The following is a 17,851-nucleotide window of genomic DNA, read 5'->3' as shown; positions in this document are numbered from 1 at the left end:
GAAACAGGTTCGGCAGGCGATGGTTCAGCTCCTCTTCAACCGTTTGTCAACCGCGTCTGCGACGCAGACTCCACAGGCCTGCGGCCAGCATCAGCAGCATGGCCATGGCGAGCATGCGCGGTTCGAGCGCAGGGATCGGCCGGGCACCCGGCGCCGCACCCACACGCGCCGGACCGCTGGGATCCACGATCACGCCATTGGCTGCGCGATCATCATCACCCTGGCCGCCATCGGTGACCACCACCGAGGTCGTATTGCCCGACACCACCGCACCCGGAGGCTGATACCAGGAGTCCGCCGCCCCTGCGGACGCTGGACCGAACTTCCAGTACGCCATGCCGGTCACCGGCCCCGGCCAGGTGACGCTGACCGTGATCGAGCTGCTGGCCGTACAGCCGCGGGCCACGAAGTGCACATTGCCGTACGGGAAGCTCAACTGGCCCGGCGCACCCGCCGCAGCCGCGACGAAGGACGACTGCGACACATCGAACCCGCAGCCCGCGCCACCACCGCTCAAGGTCGCCGTGGCATTGCCTGCCCCGGTGGCTGTCGGACCCGTGAAGGTCGTTCCGAGCACGTTGAGCGAAGTCGTTGTGGCAGGTCCGGTATTGCCATTGCCAGGATTGGTCTGGGTCGCGCTGATCGTGTGCAGACCCGGCGTCGGCAAGCCGCCGCCTGGCGTGCAGCTCCACGTCTGATCGGCCGCGACGATTGCCGTACACAGCGTCGTCGAGCCATCCTTCACCGTGATCGTGTAGCCCGGCGTGCCGGTACCGGAAATCTGCGGATAGCCTCCCACCGTGGTCGGCGAAACCGTCAGCGTCGGAGCCACCGGCACCTGCGTGCTGGGAGTGACCGGCGTTGCTGGTGTCGATGCACAGTTCACAGTGCAACCTGCCGTCGGATTGACCGGGCTGATGCCACCCGACGGATCGTAGGAAGCCGTGTTCGTGCTCGAACCCACAGCCGTCGGCACAGCCGGCAGATTGAAGCTGGTGGTGCCACCGGCCGCCACCGGCGTGGTGAAGCTCACCGTGCAAGACAGGATCGCCGTGCCATTGCCCACGAAGGGGAAGGTATTGGGCGTGCAGGTCGCACTGGCCACGTTCGCCCCAGTCGGCACGCCCGTGATGCTGATGCCTGCCGGTACCAGATCCTTGATGGTCACGCTGGTGGCGGGGCCGAAGGCACTGGCAGCGTTGGACACGGAGAACGCGTAGTTGAACGCAGTCCCCACAGCCAGGCTACCCGGGTTGGCCTTGGTGACCGTCAGCGCTGGCGTACCAGGCGTGACCGGCGTGGAAGGCGTCGATGCGCAATCCGTCGTGCAACCGGCCGTCGGATTGACGGGGCTGATGCCACCCGACGGATCGTAGGAAGCCGTGTTGGTGCTCGAACCCACAACCGTCGGCACAGCCGGCAGGTTGAAGCTGCTGTTGCTGCCAGCCGCCACCGGTGTGGTGAAGTTCACCGTGCACGTCAGCACGGTGCTGCCGTTACCCGCAAACGGGAAGGTATTAGGCGTGCAGGTCGCACTAGCCACGTTTGCACCAGTCGGCACGCCCGTGATGCTGATGCCTGCCGGCACCAGGTCCTTGATGGTCACGCTGGTGGCGGGACCGAAGGCACTGGCAGCGTTGGACACGGAGAACGCGTAGTTGAAGGGCGTGCCCACAGCCAAGCTACCGGGGTTGGCCTTGGTGACCGTCAGCGCAGGAGTACCAGGGGTCACCGGCGTGGAAGGCGTGGAAGCGCAGTCTGTCGTACACCCTGCCGTCGGATTGACCGGGCTGATGCCGCCCGACGGATCGTAGGAGGCCGTGTTTGTGCTCGAACCCACCGCCGTCGGCACAGCCGGCAGATTGAAGCTGGTGGTGCCACCGGCCGCCACCGGCGTGGTGAAGCTCACCGTGCAAGACAGGATCGCCGTGCCATTGCCCACGAAGGGGAAGGTATTGGGCGTGCAGGTCGCACTGGCCACGTTCGCCCCAGTCGGCACGCCCGTGATGCTGATGCCTGCCGGTACCAGATCCTTGATGGTCACGCTGGTGGCGGGGCCGAAGGCACTGGCAGCGTTGGACACGGAGAACGCGTAGTTGAACGCAGTCCCCACAGCCAGGCTACCCGGGTTGGCCTTGGTGACCGTCAGCGCTGGCGTGCCAGGCGTGACCGGAGTCACCGGCGTGGAAGCGCAGTCTGTCGTGCAACCGGCTGTCGGATTGACGGGGCTGATGCCGCCGGACGGATCGTAGGAGGCCGTGTTGGTGCTTGAACCCACCACCGTCGGAACAGCTGGCAGATTGAAGCTGCTGTTGCCGCCAGCCGCCACCGGCGTGGTGAAGCTCACCGTACACGTCAGCACGGAGCTGCCATTGCCCGCAAACGGGAAGGTGTTGGGCGTGCAGGTCGCACTGGACACGTTCGCACCAGTCGGCACGCCCGTGATGCTGATACCCGCAGGCACCAGATCCTTGATGGTCACGCTGGTGGCGGGACCGAAGGCACCAGCAGCGTTGGACACGGAGAACGCGTAGTTGAACGCAGTTCCCACAGCCAGGCTGCCCGGGTTGGCCTTGGTGACCGTCAGCGCAGGCGTGCCAGGCGTGACCGGAGTCACCGGTGTGGAAGCGCAGTCTGTTGTGCACCCTGCCGTCGGATTGACGGGGCTGATGCCGCCCGATGGATCGTACGAGGCTGTGTTCGTGCTCGAACCCACCGCCGTCGGCACAGCCGGCAGGTTGAAGCTGGTGTTGCCACCGGCCGCCACTGCCGCCGTGAAGTTCACCGTACACGTCAGCACGGAGCTGCCATTGCCCGCAAACGGGAAGGTATTGGGCGTGCAGGTCGCACTGGCCACGTTTGCGCCGCTCGGCACGCCCGTGATGCTGATGCCCGCAGGCACCAAGTCCTTGATGGTCACGCTGGTGGCGGGACCGAAGGCACCAGCAGCGTTGGACACGGAGAACGCGTAGTTGAACGCAGTTCCCACAGCCAGGCTGCCCGGGTTGGCCTTGGTGACCGTCAACGCTGGCGTGCCAGGCGTGACCGGAGTCACCGGTGTGGAAGCGCAGTTCGTCGTGCAACCGGCCGTCGGATTGACGGGGCTGATGCCGCCAGACGGATCGTAGGAGGCCGTGTTGGTGCTCGAACCCACAGCCGTCGGCACAGCCGGTAGGTTGAAGCCGGTGTTGCCACCCGCTGCCACTGCCGCCGTGAAGTTCACCGTGCAAGACAGGATCGCCGTGCCATTGCCCACGAAGGGGAAGGTGTTGGGCGTGCAGGTCGCACTGGCCACGTTTGCGCCGGTCGGCACGCCCGTGATGCTGATACCCGCAGGCACCAGGTCCTTGATGGTCACGCTGGTGGCGGGACCAAACGCTCCAGTCGCATTCGCTACCGTGAAGGCGTAGTTGAACGCAGTCCCCACAGCCAGGCTACCGGGGTTGGCCTTGGTGACCGTCAGCGCAGGCGTGCCAGGCGTGACCGGAGTCACCGGTGTGGAAGCGCAGTCTGTCGTGCAACCGGCTGTCGGATTGACCGGGCTGATGCCGCCCGATGGATCGTAGGAGGCCGTGTTGGTGCTTGAACCCACAGCCGTCGGCACAGCCGGCAGGTTGAAGCTGCTGTTGCTGCCAGCCGCCACCGGCGTGGTGAAGCTCACCGTGCAAGACAGGATCGCCGTGCCATTGCCCACGAAGGGGAAGGTATTGGGCGTGCAGGTCGCACTGGCCACGTTCGCCCCAGTCGGCACGCCCGTGATGCTGATGCCTGCCGGTACCAGATCCTTGATGGTCACGCTGGTGGCGGGGCCGAAGGCACTGGCAGCGTTGGACACGGAGAACGCGTAGTTGAACGCAGTCCCCACAGCCAGGCTACCCGGGTTGGCCTTGGTGACCGTCAGCGCTGGCGTACCAGGCGTGACCGGCGTGGAAGGCGTCGATGCGCAATCCGTCGTGCAACCGGCCGTCGGATTGACGGGGCTGATGCCACCCGACGGATCGTAGGAAGCCGTGTTCGTGCTCGAACCCACCGCCGTCGGCACAGCCGGCAGGTTGAAGCTGGTGCTGCCACCGGCCGCGACCGAGGTCGTGAAGTTCACCGTACACGTCAGGACGGCGCTGCCATTGCCCGCAAACGGGAAGGTGTTGGGCGTGCAGGTCGCACTGGCCACGTTCGCACCGGTCGGCACGCCCGTGATGCTGATGCCTGCCGGCACCAAGTCCTTGATGGTCACGCTGTTGGCAGGACCAAACGCTCCAGCCGCATTCGCTACCGTGAAGGCGTAGTTGAACGCAGTCCCCACAGCCAAGCTGCCGGGGTTGGCTTTGGTGACCGTCAGCGCAGGCGTGCCAGGCGTGACCGGAGTCACCGGCGTCGATGCGCAATCCGTCGTACACCCCGCCGTCGGATTGACGGGGCTGATGCCGCCCGACGGATCGTAGGAAGCCGTGTTCGTGCTCGAACCCACAGCCGTCGGCACAGCCGGCAGGTTGAAGCTGCTGTTGCTGCCAGCCGCCACCGGCGTGGTGAAGCTCACCGTGCAAGACAGGATCGCCGTGCCATTGCCCACGAAGGGGAAGGTGTTGGGCGTGCAGGTCGCACTGGCCACGTTCGCGCCGATCGGCACGCCCGTGATGCTGATGCCAGCAGGCACCAGGTCCTTGATGGTCACGCTGGTGGCAGGACCAAACGCTCCAGCGGCGTTGGACACGGAGAACGCGTAGTTGAACGCAGTCCCCACAGCCAGGCTGCCAGGGTTGGCCTTGGTGACCGTCAACGCTGGCGTACCCGGCGTCACCGGCGTGGAAGGCGTCGATGCGCAATCCGTCGTGCAACCGGCCGTCGGATTGACGGGGCTGATGCCGCCGGACGGATCGTAGGAGGCCGTGTTCGTGCTCGAACCCACCGCCGTCGGCACAGCCGGCAGGTTGAAGCTGGTGTTGCCACCCGCTGCCACCGGTGTGGTGAAGTTCACGGTGCAAGACAGGATCGCCGTGCCATTGCCCACGAAGGGGAAGGTGTTGGGCGTGCAGGTCGCGCTGGCCACGTTTGCACCGGTCGGCACGCCCGTGATGCTGATCCCCGCAGGCACCAGGTCCTTGATGGTCACGCTGGTGGCGGGACCAAACGCTCCAGCGGCGTTGGACACGGAGAACGCGTAGTTGAAGGGCGTGCCCACAGCCAGACTGCCGGGGTTGGCTTTGGTGACCGTCAGCGCTGGCGTGCCCGGCGTGACCGGCGTGGAAGGCGTCGATGCGCAATCCGTCGTGCAACCGGCCGTCGGATTGACGGGGCTGATGCCACCCGACGGATCGTAGGAAGCCGTGTTCGTGCTCGAACCCACCGCCGTCGGCACAGCCGGCAGGTTGAAGCTGGTGTTGCCACCCGCTGCCACCGGTGTGGTGAAGTTCACGGTGCAAGACAGGATCGCCGTGCCATTGCCCACGAAGGGGAAGGTGTTGGGCGTGCAGGTCGCGCTGGCCACGTTTGCACCGGTCGGCACGCCCGTGATGCTGATCCCCGCAGGCACCAGGTCCTTGATGGTCACGCTGGTGGCGGGGCCGAAGGCTCCAGCCGCATTCGCTACCGTGAAGGCGTAGTTGAACGCAGTTCCCACAGCCAGGCTGCCGGGGTTGGCCTTGGTGACCGTCAGCGCTGGCGTACCAGGCGTGACCGGCGTGGAAGGCGTCGATGCGCAATCCGTCGTGCAACCCGCCGTCGGATTGACGGGGCTGATGCCACCCGACGGATCGTAGGAGGCTGTGTTCGTGCTCGAACCCACAGCCGTCGGCACTGCCGGCAGGTTGAAGCTGGTGTTGCCACCCGCTGCCACTGCCGCCGTGAAGTTCACCGTACACGTCAGCACGGAGCTGCCATTGCCCGCAAACGGGAAGGTGTTGGGCGTGCAGGTCGCACTGGCTACGTTCGCACCGCTCGGCACGCCCGTGATGCTGATGCCAGCAGGCACCAGGTCCTTGATGGTCACGCTGGTGGCAGGACCAAACGCTCCAGCGGCGTTGGACACGGAGAACGCGTAGTTGAAGGGCGTGCCCACAGCCAGACTGCCGGGGTTGGCTTTGGTGACCGTCAGCGCAGGCGTGCCAGGCGTGACTGGAGTCACCGGTGTGGAAGCGCAGTCTGTCGTGCAACCGGCTGTCGGATTGACCGGGCTGATGCCACCCGACGGATCGTAGGAGGCCGTGTTCGTGCTCGAGCCCACCGCCGTCGGAACAGCTGGCAGGTTGAAGCTGCTGTTGCTGCCAGCCGCCACCGGTGTGGTGAAGTTCACCGTGCACGTCAGCACGGAGCTGCCATTACCCGCAAACGGGAAGGTGTTGGGCGTGCAGGTCGCGCTGGCCACGTTTGCACCGGTCGGCACGCCCGTGATGCTGATCCCCGCAGGCACCAGGTCCTTGATGGTCACGCTGGTGGCGGGACCAAACGCTCCAGCGGCGTTGGACACGGAGAACGCGTAGTTGAAGGGCGTGCCCACAGTCAGGGTGCCAGGGTTGGCCTTGGTGACACTGAGGTTCACCACGCTCACAAAATGAATTTGTGCGGCGCTTGGCGAATACGCGTTTGCTCCCACGGTGAACGTGCCACCCAGAGTTCCTGCAGGAATGCTGGTGGCGATGCTGTAGGTACCACTTGCTGTGCTGGTGGCAGTGATCGAGCAGATGCCCAGAGTTGCGCCGCTTGTTCCAGTGGTGCAAGTGGCCGACGCACCTGCCGCGCCACCGTTCAGCTTCACGCCGGCAGCACCGGCAAAGGTGACGACCTCGCCGCCCTTGGGATTGCCACCGGCATCGCGCACATACGCTTCCACCACATCGGTTGCCGTGCCATTTGCCGCCGCGTTGTCGCTCACGACACGCAGGCCCGAGTTGCTTGCCGAGGCATTGCCGGCGACAAAGGCCATCGATTGCGGGCTGTTGCCGATGGCAGTTGCACCCACCGTGGCGGCAGCCGAGTAAGTCGATGCGGTCACGCTGGTGAACGACACCGAGCAGGTCGCCGCTGCACCAGCAGTCGTGCAACTGGCGGTGGCAGGCGCCGCTCCGGCAGGCGTCACGCTGAAGTTCACGACAACGCCGGTGACTGGGTTGCCGAACGCATCCTTGGTGACCACGGAAACGACGTCCTGGCCGCCGCCGGCTGCCTGGTTGTTCACATCGACCGACATGGTCGAATTGGCGGGATCGACGGCACCTGCCGTAAAGACATAGGCAGCCGTCGCACCGTACGTATTGCCACCGGAGCTGACGCCGCTGCCGCTCAATGCGCCGCTCGCGATGCTTGCGCCGGAAGTGTAGGAACCCGCGACGGTTGTCTTGGCGGTGACCTGGCAGGTACCGGCCGCATTGGTGGTGCAGGTACCGCTGAAGGTGATGTTTGCGGTGGGAGAGAACGTGACAACGCTTCCGGCCACCGGATTGCCGTTGACATCTCCCACAAACGCTTCAAGCACATCTGTCGCCGAGCCATTGGCCGTGACCGGACTGCTGACGGTACGCACCCCCGACTTGGCGGGGTCGGCGGCATTGGCCGTGAAGTTGATCACGGCCGGACTGCCGTTTGCCACGCTCTGGGTGGTGGTGCCGTTGTTGTCCGTGGCTGTGAAGCTCGCCGCACCCGCCACGGTGGATGTCACCGTGATGGAGCAGCGCGCTGGATTCGCATTGGCCGCAATCGTGCAGGAAGTTGCCGACGGCGTGCCGGCGCCGGTATGGACAAAGCCGATGGTGTGGGCGACCGTATCGACAGTTGCATTGCCATTGGCGTCCTGCAGTGCAACGGTCACCGTGCCGGTGCTCGTACCGTCGGCCATCACCGAGAGCGGTGTGGCACTGAGCAGATTGCCGCTGGCTGTATTGCTGGGCGGCCCGGCAATGAAGTTGACCGATACCGGACTGCCATTGCTCACGGCCGTTCCATTGTCCGTTGCCGTGAAACTTGCGGTGCCAACCGTGGCCGATTTCACCGTCACGGAGCAGGTGGCCGGATTGGCATTGGCCGCGATCGTGCACGTGGGTGCGGCCGGCGTGGTCGTGCCCACGCCCGTTTTGGTGAAGACAATCGTGTGCGCCACCGTATCCGTGGCGGGATTGCCATTGGCATCGCGCAGGGTCACGCTGATCGAACTCGTGGCAGTGTTGTCTGCGACAACGCTGAGCGGACTGGCACTGATCAGGTTTCCATTCGCGCCATTGCTGGGCGGGCCGGCCGTGTAGTTCACCACAGCCGTAGCCGTGGCGGCCGAGCCATTGATGGTGAAACCAAAGGTGCCACTGCCGACTGCGGTAGGTGCCGTGACGGTTGCCGTGTACACCCCTGCGCTGCACGATCCCGCGCCGACCGCAGGCGAGCCCTGTGTTCCGCTGTTCAGCGTGAAGGCCACCGTATTGGCACAGGTCGCAATCGAATTGCCTGACGCATCCTTGAGCTGCGCCGTCAATGTGCTGGTTGCGGTGCCATTGGCAATGATCGAGGTCGGACTCGCAACGATGGTCGAGGCGCTGGTACTTGGCGGACCCGCCGTGTAGCTCACTGAAGCCGTAGCAACTGCGGCAGAGCCGTTGATGGTGAATCCGAAGATCCCGCTGCCGACGGCCGTGGGCGATGTGACGGTGCCCGTATAGATGCCGGCGGCACACGAGGCCGCGCCCACATTGGGCGTTCCCTGCGTTCCGCCGTTCAGGGTGAATGCCACCGTGTTCGTGCACGTGTTGATCGGATTGCTGCTGGCATCGACCAGTTGCACGCGCAGCACGCTGGTGGAGCTGCCGTTGGCCACGATCGATGCCGGTGTGGCGACTATCGTCGATGCACTCGTGCTCGGCGTTGCGGCCACATAGGAGACCGTTGCGGTGGCAACAGCCGCAGACCCGTTGATGGTGAACCCGAAGGTTCCGCTGCCGACCAGCACCGGCGATGTCACCGTCCCCGTATACATGCCGGCACTGCAGCCCGTGACGCTGACGGCAGGAACGCCTTGCGTCCCCGCATTGAGGGTGAAGGCCACCGTATCGGTACAGGTGGTGACAAGGTTGCCTAAAGCATCCTTCAACTGCACGGCCAAGGTGCTGGTGGAGACGCCGTTGGCCGCAATCGATGGCGGACTCGCGGCGATTTCAGAACCGGTCGTGCTGGCCGGCAGCGCGGTGAAGCTGTAAGCAACCGGCGAAGGCTGATAGGTCACTGCGCCAGATACCGGACTTCCACCCAATGGAAGATTGGAGAACGTGGCACCAGCGACTGACGACGACAAGGTCACGGGTGTCGTGAATGTTCCGGCGACACTGCTGCTGGCATTGATGGGAGACGCACACTTTCCGCTGGAGTTGGTCGTGCAGCTGACTGCGGCGGAGCTGCCATTGAACGTGACACCTGCAGGCGGCGCTGCGAAGGTAACGGTGTCACTGCCCCCCGTCCAGGCATTGCCTTGGCCGTCAACAATGTAGACCTCCAGCAAGTCGCTGCTGCCGACAGGTTGATTGTTGGTCGTCGCCAGAACGCCGGATTTCAGGGCACAGGGAAAACCGGTGACGCTTGCCGCCGTTGAAAGCTGCGAGGTCTGGGCTCCACCGGAATTGCTGTCCGTCACTGTGACTCGCACCTGGCCGCTGAGATACGAAGGAACGGTCAGCGTTCCCGAGGCTCCGGCCATGGTTTCGGAGCCCAGATAGACCTGCGCGTCGTTGACGCCCGCGCCGGTCGGTGACCAAAAGGCTTCCACCGTGTACGGTGCCGGCTCGCTCGCATTGGCATTTGCCGTGATATTGAATGTCCAGGTGCAGGCGGCGGTGTCACTGGCGCCAACGCCAAGGGTGGGGGTCCATCCGGTTTGTCCATTGCCCGTCGTCAGCAAACTGATGCCTGAGTTTGCAGCCACAGGCACGGAAAACAGCGTGTTCTGAGAAATCTTGAAGAAATCACGCGTAGTGATACGAATGGCACTTCTCGACTGGCTTGTCATCTTGTTGTTGCCAATCAATCCTGGTGCCGTACCCGTACCACCGATATTCACCCCGTCCCCGCCGCCAGTGAAGTTGTTATCGGTCACCGTCACTACCTGCGTCGTGCCTGAGGCTGCCGTATTCACCGTTGGTGCCGACACATGCGTTGGCGATGACCCGGTATAGGCGGCGATAGGCAGCGAGAAGGTATTACCCGTCACGGCCAGACCAATTCCATTGGCCAGGCTGATCGTTCCATCAACCGACACCACGGCCCTGGGCGCATTTCCACCAGTCGGGCTCAGTGCGATATTCGAATTTTTGATCGTCAATCCGTTGACGGTCATGTTCGACATGACCTGGAAAAACTGCTCAAGCTGCATTCCCCCGATAGGGTTGGGCAGATTCGTTACCGTGAAATTATCGACAACGATGTTGGAAACCGTGCCTGCACCGTTGCTTGCGGCAACGGAAATGGCCGAGCCCTTGTTATTGCCGTAATTTCCATTCCATATCGCGGAGTTGATTGTGCTATTGGCAAAGAATACGTTTTGTGCGCCTTGATGAATCTCCGCGTACAGCTCGCAGTTGAACGGCGTCCCCTCTCCCGCAGGGGTTGGCGCCACATTCACCAGACCGACGCGATCAATGATGACATTGTTTGCTGAGGAGCCAACGACGAATACCGCTTCGCCACAGGTCATGTTGGGCGAATTGGTGAGAGTGATATTCTTCCCACCAAGATAAAAGGTTTCCCAGGCGGAGTCCGCCCAGTTCTGGACTTGTATGACTCCCCCGAAATCGATGGTCAATGAGCCCGTGCCGGCTGGCACGGTGCCTTTGATCCAGTACCAGGCGCCACCGGCACCAGTGGTGGTGCCCGTATCGCCGCCGCTGATCATCTGGGTTTGACCACAGGCATTGGTGGCTCCCGTCACGGCGCCGGACTGGGCTCCGCTGACGAATGTGTTGGCACAGCGCACGTAAACCGTCTGATTGTCGACATACGGATGGAGGTTTCCGGCCGCATCCTTGGATGTCCCACTCTGTATGGTTCGTACCGACGTAGTCAGTGTCGGCGCAAAGACGATGGAAACATCGGCACTCGGATCCAGCGTTTGCAGCGTGTAGTTGGCTGCCTGAATGGCCGCTCGCAGCGTACATGCGCCAGCAAAGGTGCCCCCCAACGTGCTGACACAGGTGGTTGGTGTCGTTGCATTGGCATTGGGAGCGTCGCTGTTGTCTGTGACCGTGAAGACGACGGTCGCCGCCAGTGCCGTGGATGAGATACCCGCGCATGAGAGCAGCAGCAAAGAGAAAAGGCACTTCGCTGCACGCCACTTGCGAAAAAATGCCGAACCAGGCAGGCGATTGAGAGCATGCATGATATTCCCCGTTTTCTCAAGGAGATATGACAGGAAAATGATTTTCCCAATGGCAATAGCCATCAGTTGTACCCAGCGCATTTGCATCGCCGTACCTCGAATAGTTCTATTTGAATCACGAGCTCACAACTCACCTTGCAGCCGGTGAGGTTGGAAGCAAAATGTTTCGCGCAGATCCTGCGCGTCAATCAAAAAGGTGGATTTCCATCAACGTTTGCGAGCTGCTCCGCTGCCCATTGAGCCGGACACACCTTCAGTCGGGTTTGCGACGCAAATCATTCCTCCCTCCACAAACCATATTCACCGTGCTTGTATTTTTTCAGTGCCGGACCAGTTTCCATGGACCTGCACCTGTGCAACGGTAAGTCGCCTATCAGACATATACACAACTCATGGTTAACCCATGCAGGTCCAATCGACCAGAACATGCACTGACAAACCACTGCACACATCGATAGGCTAAATCATGTTTTTTTCTATTTCAATAGTTTTTTTACATGCAGTCGGAGACTCGTGCCAGCGCTACGAGGGAGGCGCTTGAGCGATCTAGGGAATACCCTGAATCGACCACACCACATACAGGTAGTAACTGGTGGTATCCCGAGTACGACTGGAACCGGCTGCGCAAGCCACATAGAATCGCCCCTGCAGGAGAGCAGGCGGGCACCACGGTGCCGAGCCTCACCGAAGGCGCAAACTCCCATACACGCTCAGGTTCCGTACTGCAAACACAACATGCCGTCTGGAGAGCCGCCGCACGCAATATGCGGCGCACCGAAGGAGCAAGCCCCGTTCCCATGGACGGCGGTGAATCTCTCAGGTACCAAGGACAGGGGGAGCGGCAGCTGCGTCACGACGGACGCCGGCTGCTTGCTATTGAATCCATAGCTATCAGCTTCCGCGTGACCGGCACATGCCTTTGAAAGGGCATTGTCATGCGCGTCATCGTTCTCGGAGCCGGCCTGATCGGCACCGCCTCGGCCTACTATCTGCAATCTCTCGGTCATGAAGTGACCGTCATCGACCGCCAGGCTGCGCCCGGCGCCGAAACCAGCTTTGCCAACGGCGGGCAGATCTCGGTCAGCCACGCCGAGCCCTGGGCCAACCCCGGCGCACCGCTGAAGTTGCTGGGCTGGCTGGGCCGGCAGGATGCCCCCCTGCTGTTCCGCCTTCGCGCCGACATGCGCCAGTGGCTCTGGGGCCTGTCCTTCCTGCGCAACTGCACGCCCGCGCGCACGCGCCACAACATCCAGCAGATCGTTCGCCTGGGCACCTACAGCCGAGAGGCTCTGCAGCAGCTGCGGTCGGACACCGGCATCCAGTACGAGCAGCGCATGCAGGGCATCCTGCACTTCTACACGAACGCCCGCGAGTTCGAGGGCGCGCTCAAGCCCACCGAGCAGATGCAGGCCCTGGGCTGCGACCGCCGCCTGATCGACGCCGACGAAGCCGTGCGCCTGGAGCCGGCCCTGGCCCATGTGCGCGGGCAGATAGCAGGCGCCACCTATACGGCCGAGGATGAATCGGGCGACGCCAACCTATTCACGCGCGAGCTGGCACGCATTGCCACCACCACGGGCGTGCAGTTCCGCCACGGCCACCACGTCATGGCGCTGCGCACCACGGGTGCGGGCGCCAGCCGCCATATCGACCATGTGGAGGTGACCAATGCCGATGGCCGCTACGAACGCATCCAGGGCGACGCCTATGTGCTGGCCATGGGCTCGTTCAGCCCGCTGCTGGCCCAGCCGCTGGGGCTGCACCTGCCCATCTACCCGGCCAAGGGCTACTCCGTGACCCTGCCGGTGCTGGACCCCGCCAAGGCCTACCAGGTCAGCCTCACGGACGATGAGTTCAAGCTGGTGTTCTCGCGCTACACCGGCGCGCAGGGCGACCGCCTGCGCATTGCCGGCACGGCCGAGTTCAACGGCTACGACCGCAACCTGGACCCCGTGCGCTGCGAGGCCATCGTGCGGCGCGTGCAGCAGCTGTTCCCTGGCGCCGGCGATACCGGGCGCGCCCAGTTCTGGAGCGGCCTGCGCCCCGCCACGCCCAGCAATGTGCCGCTGATCGGACGCTCGCCCATCGCCAACCTGTTCCTGAACACCGGCCACGGCACGCTGGGCTGGACCCATGCCTGCGGCTCCGGCATGGCGCTGGCCGACCTGGTCAGCGGCAGGCAGCCGGCCGTGGATTTCGATTTTCTGGGGGCCGCAGCCATGGACCCGGATCGCAGCGCAGGCACGGTGCGCCCGCGCGCGGTCTGAGGTTCAGACGGTGTGTACCGTGTGTACGGCGTGTACGGCGTGTACGGCGTGTACGGCGTGTGCGACGCCTAAGCAGTGAACACCGTCAACACCCCGGCGAAGCGGTGCAGGCGGGCGTCCATGATCTCGGCTTCTGCGACGAAGCCGATCAATGGCACATCGCCCAGTGCGTGGCGCAGGGTGCGCAGTTCGGCATCGGGGCCGCCGAACAGGCCGCCGCCGCGGCCCCGGCAACTGATGTAGATGGCGCCACGGATGCGGGGCTGTGCCTCGCCTTCGGGCGCCGCCTCCTCGGGCTCCGCCGCATCGCGCAGCGCAGCGCCCAGTTGCAGCAGTTCCTGGCGCGCGACCTGGGCCTGGCGGCGGCAGAAGATCACCGAATGCCCGGCCTCCACGGCCGATGACAGGGCCACGCCCTGGCGCAGCGGGTCCAGCCCGACCAGGGTCAGTACCTGGGCCTCTTCGGTGAGCACGCCGTGGGCCATGCCCCGGCCCGGCGGCGCAATGGCCGCCAGCGTGCTGCGCACCGTGGTCAGCGCGGGCTGCCAGTCGCTGCCTTCCAGCTCCACGCCCAGCAGTTGCAGCAGGCGCTGCAAGGCCGGATCGCCATTGAGCCCGGTGACCAGGGCGCCGCGCGCCTCGGTGATCTCCAGGCCCTCGCCCAGCGGCACGCAGCCCTGGGCCATGCCCGTGATGCAGGGCACGCCCGCACCGAAGGCCACGCCCGAGAAGCCTCCGCTAAAAATGCCGCGCGCATCCGCATGCTGCGCATGCAGGTCCTCGGTGCGGCAGGCGATCTGCACGCCCTCCACGCCATCGTCCCCGTCATCGCCCACGCCGCCGAACAGCAGGCCGGACTCGGTGCGCTCGGACAGCTCGTACAGCAACTCGGCCAGCTCGGGCTGGCCGCCTCCGGCATGGACCAGGGCCGAATGGGCCGTGAACCCGGCCTCGCCGCCCGGCGCATGCAAGGGCGCCAGGCCCGAATACAGGCGGTAGTGCGCGGCCGGCACATCGAGCAGCATCACCGCGAGCGCGGAGCCGGACAGGTATTCATGGGACATGGCCAGCACGCCACCGGCCGAGCAGCCAGCCCAGTCCGCCACATGGGGCAAGGCCCTGGCCAGATGCTGCAGCAACGGTCTTGCATGGGCGGCATGCGCGTGGGACAGGTACACCAGGCCCAGTCGGGGCCGCTGCGCGTGGCCCGAATCGGCCATCTGCGAGCGCAGTTGCAGCAGCACCGCGTCGGCCGCGGCGCGCCAGTCGGAATGGCTGGCATGGCCTACAGGAAACAACGACATTCCAACCTTCTTTCTAGCCCTGCCAGCGCCCGGCTTGCGGAGGGCTCTAGACCATCCATGGGTGCCGCCGTCCCGCTCAGCGCGGTGGCCGGCTCTTGGCCGGCGCCTTGCCTGCGGCCGGTGCCTTGGCTGTTGTCTTTGCGGTGGTCTTTGCCGCCGTCTTCCTGGCCGCTGCCTTGGCTGGCGCTTTGGCCGGAGCTTTCGGTGGGGCTTTCGCAGCCGCCTTGGCAGCTCCGGCCGGGGCCTTGGCCGCCGGTGCAGCCGCCTTGCCTGCCTGCGCGGCGAAGGCGCCAGCCTGGGCCGTCATGCGGTCCATGGCGGCCTTGGCGATGTCGCCGGCCATGCCGGTGGCGCGCTGTGCGGCAGCCACGGCCTCGGGGGCCATGGGCTCGGCCATGGCCTTGGCGGCGATCTGCTGGAATTGCTGGGTCAGTGCGCCCCACCATTGCATGGCCTGGCCCATGGCGGCGGCCTGGGCCGGCTCGTCCTTGGGCGCAGAAGCTTCAGCGCCGGAGGCCTTGCTGCCGGCATCCGCGGATGCAGCGGCCGCAGCAGCTGCAGGCGGCTCGGCAGGGGGCTGTGCGGGCGCGGCCTGCGGCTTTTCCTGCTTGCCGGCCTTGCCGGCGGAGGACATGGGCCAGTCCGAGTGGTCGGACTGCCCCGCGCTGGCGGCGCCCTTGCCCGCAGTGGCTGCAGCAGCGGTGGCGGCTGCAGCGGCGGGGAACTGGAAGGCCTGCGCCAGTTCGCCCATGCTGACGTTCATGCCCTGCAGGGTGGACAGCGTCATGCGCTGCACTTCCAGGGCCTGGATGGTGGCGGCCAGCGCCTTGCCATTTTGGTCCAGCCAGAACTGCACGGCCTTGAGTTCGGTGATGCGCTTGTCCACCTCCTCGATGCTCACCGTGGGCGCCACCCATTCGGGCAGGCGCCCCAGGGGCCGGGCCGTGGCCGATCCCGCGCTCTGGGCCAGGCCCTGCAGGAAGTCGAAACCGGGGATGAACTTGCCGAAACCGAAGGAGGACGCGTCACTCATGGCAGCACTCGCTAGGACTGGGTTGGAAGAGCATGCCGGCGAAGGATGCCGGCCATGCCCCCAGCTTAACCCAGGCACACGCCAAGTCCACGGCAAGTCATGCGCATGCGGCTGCGCACAAACCCGGTGCAATGGCGCTGGCTCAGTGCGAATGGCCAGCGTGGCCGCCGCCGTGGCCCGCTGCCGGGGCAGCCGCCGCGCCGGGCGCCATGGCGCGCACGGGGACCTGCAGGCTCAGGCGCGAGGTTTCGCCCTTGGCATCCTTGAACACCAGGGTGATGGGCACCTGGCTGTCCTTGAGCAGCGGGCTCTTGAGCTGCTGCAGCATGACGTGGTAGCCGCCGGGCTTCAGGTCCACGGCCACGCCCTTGGGCAGGTCCAGGCCGTCGATGGCGCGCATGCGCATCACATCGCCTTCCATCTTCATTTCATGCACCTCGGCCACGCCGGCGGCGGGCGACTCCACACCCACCAGGCGCAGCGGCTCCTCCGCCGTCAGGCGCATGAAGGCGCCCGTGGCCTGCTGGCCCGGCACGCTGGCACGCGCCCAGGCGGCGTCGGCCTTGACGTGGGCCGCATCGGCATGGGCATGGGCCAGACCCATGGACAGGGAGGCGGCGATCAGGAAAGGGGTGGTCCATTGACGCAGTGTCATCACGGTTTCTCCAGAAAATTCAATACGTTGCAGCACGGTCTGTGTGCCTTGCAAAAACAAAAGCCAAGCGAAAGAGGCAGGGATTGAAATGGGGAGTCACCGGGGCGGGGCGCGGGCCTGCGGCAAGGCCGGCATGGCCACGCTGTGGACGGAGGCCGGGTGCGCCCGTGGCTGCGCATCTGCCATCAGCGGTGCCGGGGCCGCACTGCACCGGGCGGGCGGCGGCGCCAGCGGGGGCAGGCACAGCGGGCAGTCGATGCCGTGGCTGCCGGCAAGGGCATTGTCCTGACCGGCCGGCGATGGCACCCAGACCGATTCGCCAGCGGCCGAGCACAGGCGCTCCCAGCCCGAGGCACGCGCCAGCGGCGCAAACGCCGATGCCAGCGCCACGCACAGCCACAGCCCCAGCACCCAGCGGGCGCAGGCAGCCAAGGTGGAGGGCAGGCGAAGCGGCATGGCGCCATTCTAGGGGTCTGCCCCAGTCGTCATCTCCGGGACCGCGCCATGCCCTGCCCGCCCCTACCATCACAGGCGCGCACCCTCGCCTTCACCACAAACAACCCAAGGAGACACCCATGCTCACCCTGTGCGGATTCGCGGCCAGCAACTACTACAACAAGGTCAAGCTGGCCCTGCTGGAAAAGCAGCTGCCCTTCAACGAGGAACTGGACTGGCTGGGCGAGACCGATATGGCACTGTCGCCGCTGGGCAAGGTGCCGTACCTGCGCATCGACGACGGCCGTGGCCTGTGCGAGTCGGCCGCCATGGTCGAGTACGTGGAGACGCTGTCGCCCTCCCCTTCCCTGCTGCCGGCCGACGCCTTCGAGGCCGCCAAGGTGCGCGAGCTGTGCGTGTACCTGGACCTGCACCTGGAGCTGGTGGCGCGCATCCTCTACCCGCAGGCCTTCTTCGGTGGCCAGGTCAGCGAATCCACCCGGGAGCGCACGCTGGCCCAGCTCGACAAGAACGTGGCGGCCTTCGCCAAACTCGCGCGTTTCTCACCCTTTGTGGCGGGCGACAGCTTCACGCTGGCCGACTGCTGCGCCATCGTCCACCTGCCCCTGGTCAGCGCAGCCAGCAAGATCGTTGGCGGGCGCGACGTGCTGGCCGACCTGCCCGTGCGCGAGTACCTGGCGCGCATGGCCGAGCGGCCCACGGTGCAGCAGGTCAATGCCGACCGCAAGACCAATACGGCGCTGATGATGTCCCGCTACGCCAGCGACAAGACTCCGGCCTGAGCCGCCGCCCTGC

7 protein-coding genes and 1 riboswitch are annotated in these 17,851 nt (G+C 65.3%); of the genes, 2 read left to right on the top strand and 5 right to left on the bottom strand.

The features are described from left to right. Nucleotides 1–46: 46 nt before the first annotated feature. Nucleotides 47–11,422, bottom strand: coding sequence for an invasin domain 3-containing protein (locus tag DELCS14_RS02355; protein WP_228676840.1), 11,376 nt, complete (start codon nt 11,420–11,422; stop codon nt 47–49). A 651-nt stretch (nt 11,423–12,073) separates the two neighbouring features. Then, nucleotides 12,074–12,184, top strand: a riboswitch (glycine riboswitch). A gap of 92 nt (nt 12,185–12,276) precedes the next feature. Between DELCS14_RS02355 and DELCS14_RS02350 the strand changes: the two genes are divergently transcribed. Then, nucleotides 12,277–13,608, top strand: a complete 1,332-nt coding sequence (locus tag DELCS14_RS02350) for a D-amino acid dehydrogenase (protein ID WP_012202460.1) — start codon at nt 12,277–12,279, stop codon at nt 13,606–13,608. Between the two features lie 68 nt (nt 13,609–13,676). Here the strand turns inward: DELCS14_RS02350 and DELCS14_RS02345 are convergent, their stop codons facing one another. The 4 genes from DELCS14_RS02345 to DELCS14_RS02330 form a co-directional block, all read right to left on the bottom strand. Continuing rightward, a complete protein-coding gene (locus tag DELCS14_RS02345; protein WP_013800290.1) occupies nt 13,677–14,912 on the bottom strand; it encodes an FIST N-terminal domain-containing protein in 1,236 nt (411 codons plus the stop codon). 76 nt (nt 14,913–14,988) lie between these two features. After that, complete coding sequence (locus tag DELCS14_RS02340) at nt 14,989–15,945, bottom strand: PhaM family polyhydroxyalkanoate granule multifunctional regulatory protein (RefSeq protein WP_013800289.1); 957 nt, start codon at nt 15,943–15,945, stop codon at nt 14,989–14,991. 142 nt (nt 15,946–16,087) lie between these two features. Beyond that, nucleotides 16,088–16,600, bottom strand: coding sequence for a copper chaperone PCu(A)C (locus tag DELCS14_RS02335; protein WP_013800288.1), 513 nt, complete (start codon nt 16,598–16,600; stop codon nt 16,088–16,090). A gap of 96 nt (nt 16,601–16,696) precedes the next feature. Further along, the gene (locus tag DELCS14_RS02330; RefSeq protein WP_013800287.1) at nt 16,697–17,056 is read right to left on the bottom strand and encodes a hypothetical protein; all 360 of its coding nucleotides are present in this window, start codon (nt 17,054–17,056) and stop codon (nt 16,697–16,699) included. A gap of 119 nt (nt 17,057–17,175) precedes the next feature. Here DELCS14_RS02330 and DELCS14_RS02325 point away from each other — a divergent pair, with 119 nt between their 5' ends. Then, nucleotides 17,176–17,838 (top strand): glutathione S-transferase, encoded by a 663-nt coding sequence (locus tag DELCS14_RS02325; RefSeq protein ID WP_013800286.1) that lies wholly within the window; start codon nt 17,176–17,178, stop codon nt 17,836–17,838. The last annotated feature ends 13 nt before the right edge of the window (nt 17,839–17,851 follow it).

Source organism: Delftia sp. Cs1-4 (assembly GCF_000214395.1).
In the GTDB taxonomy this organism is placed as follows: Bacteria; Pseudomonadota; Gammaproteobacteria; order Burkholderiales; family Burkholderiaceae_C; genus Comamonas; species Comamonas acidovorans.
Note: the sequence above shows the minus strand (reverse complement) of the source record. Positions and strands in the feature narration are given on the sequence as shown.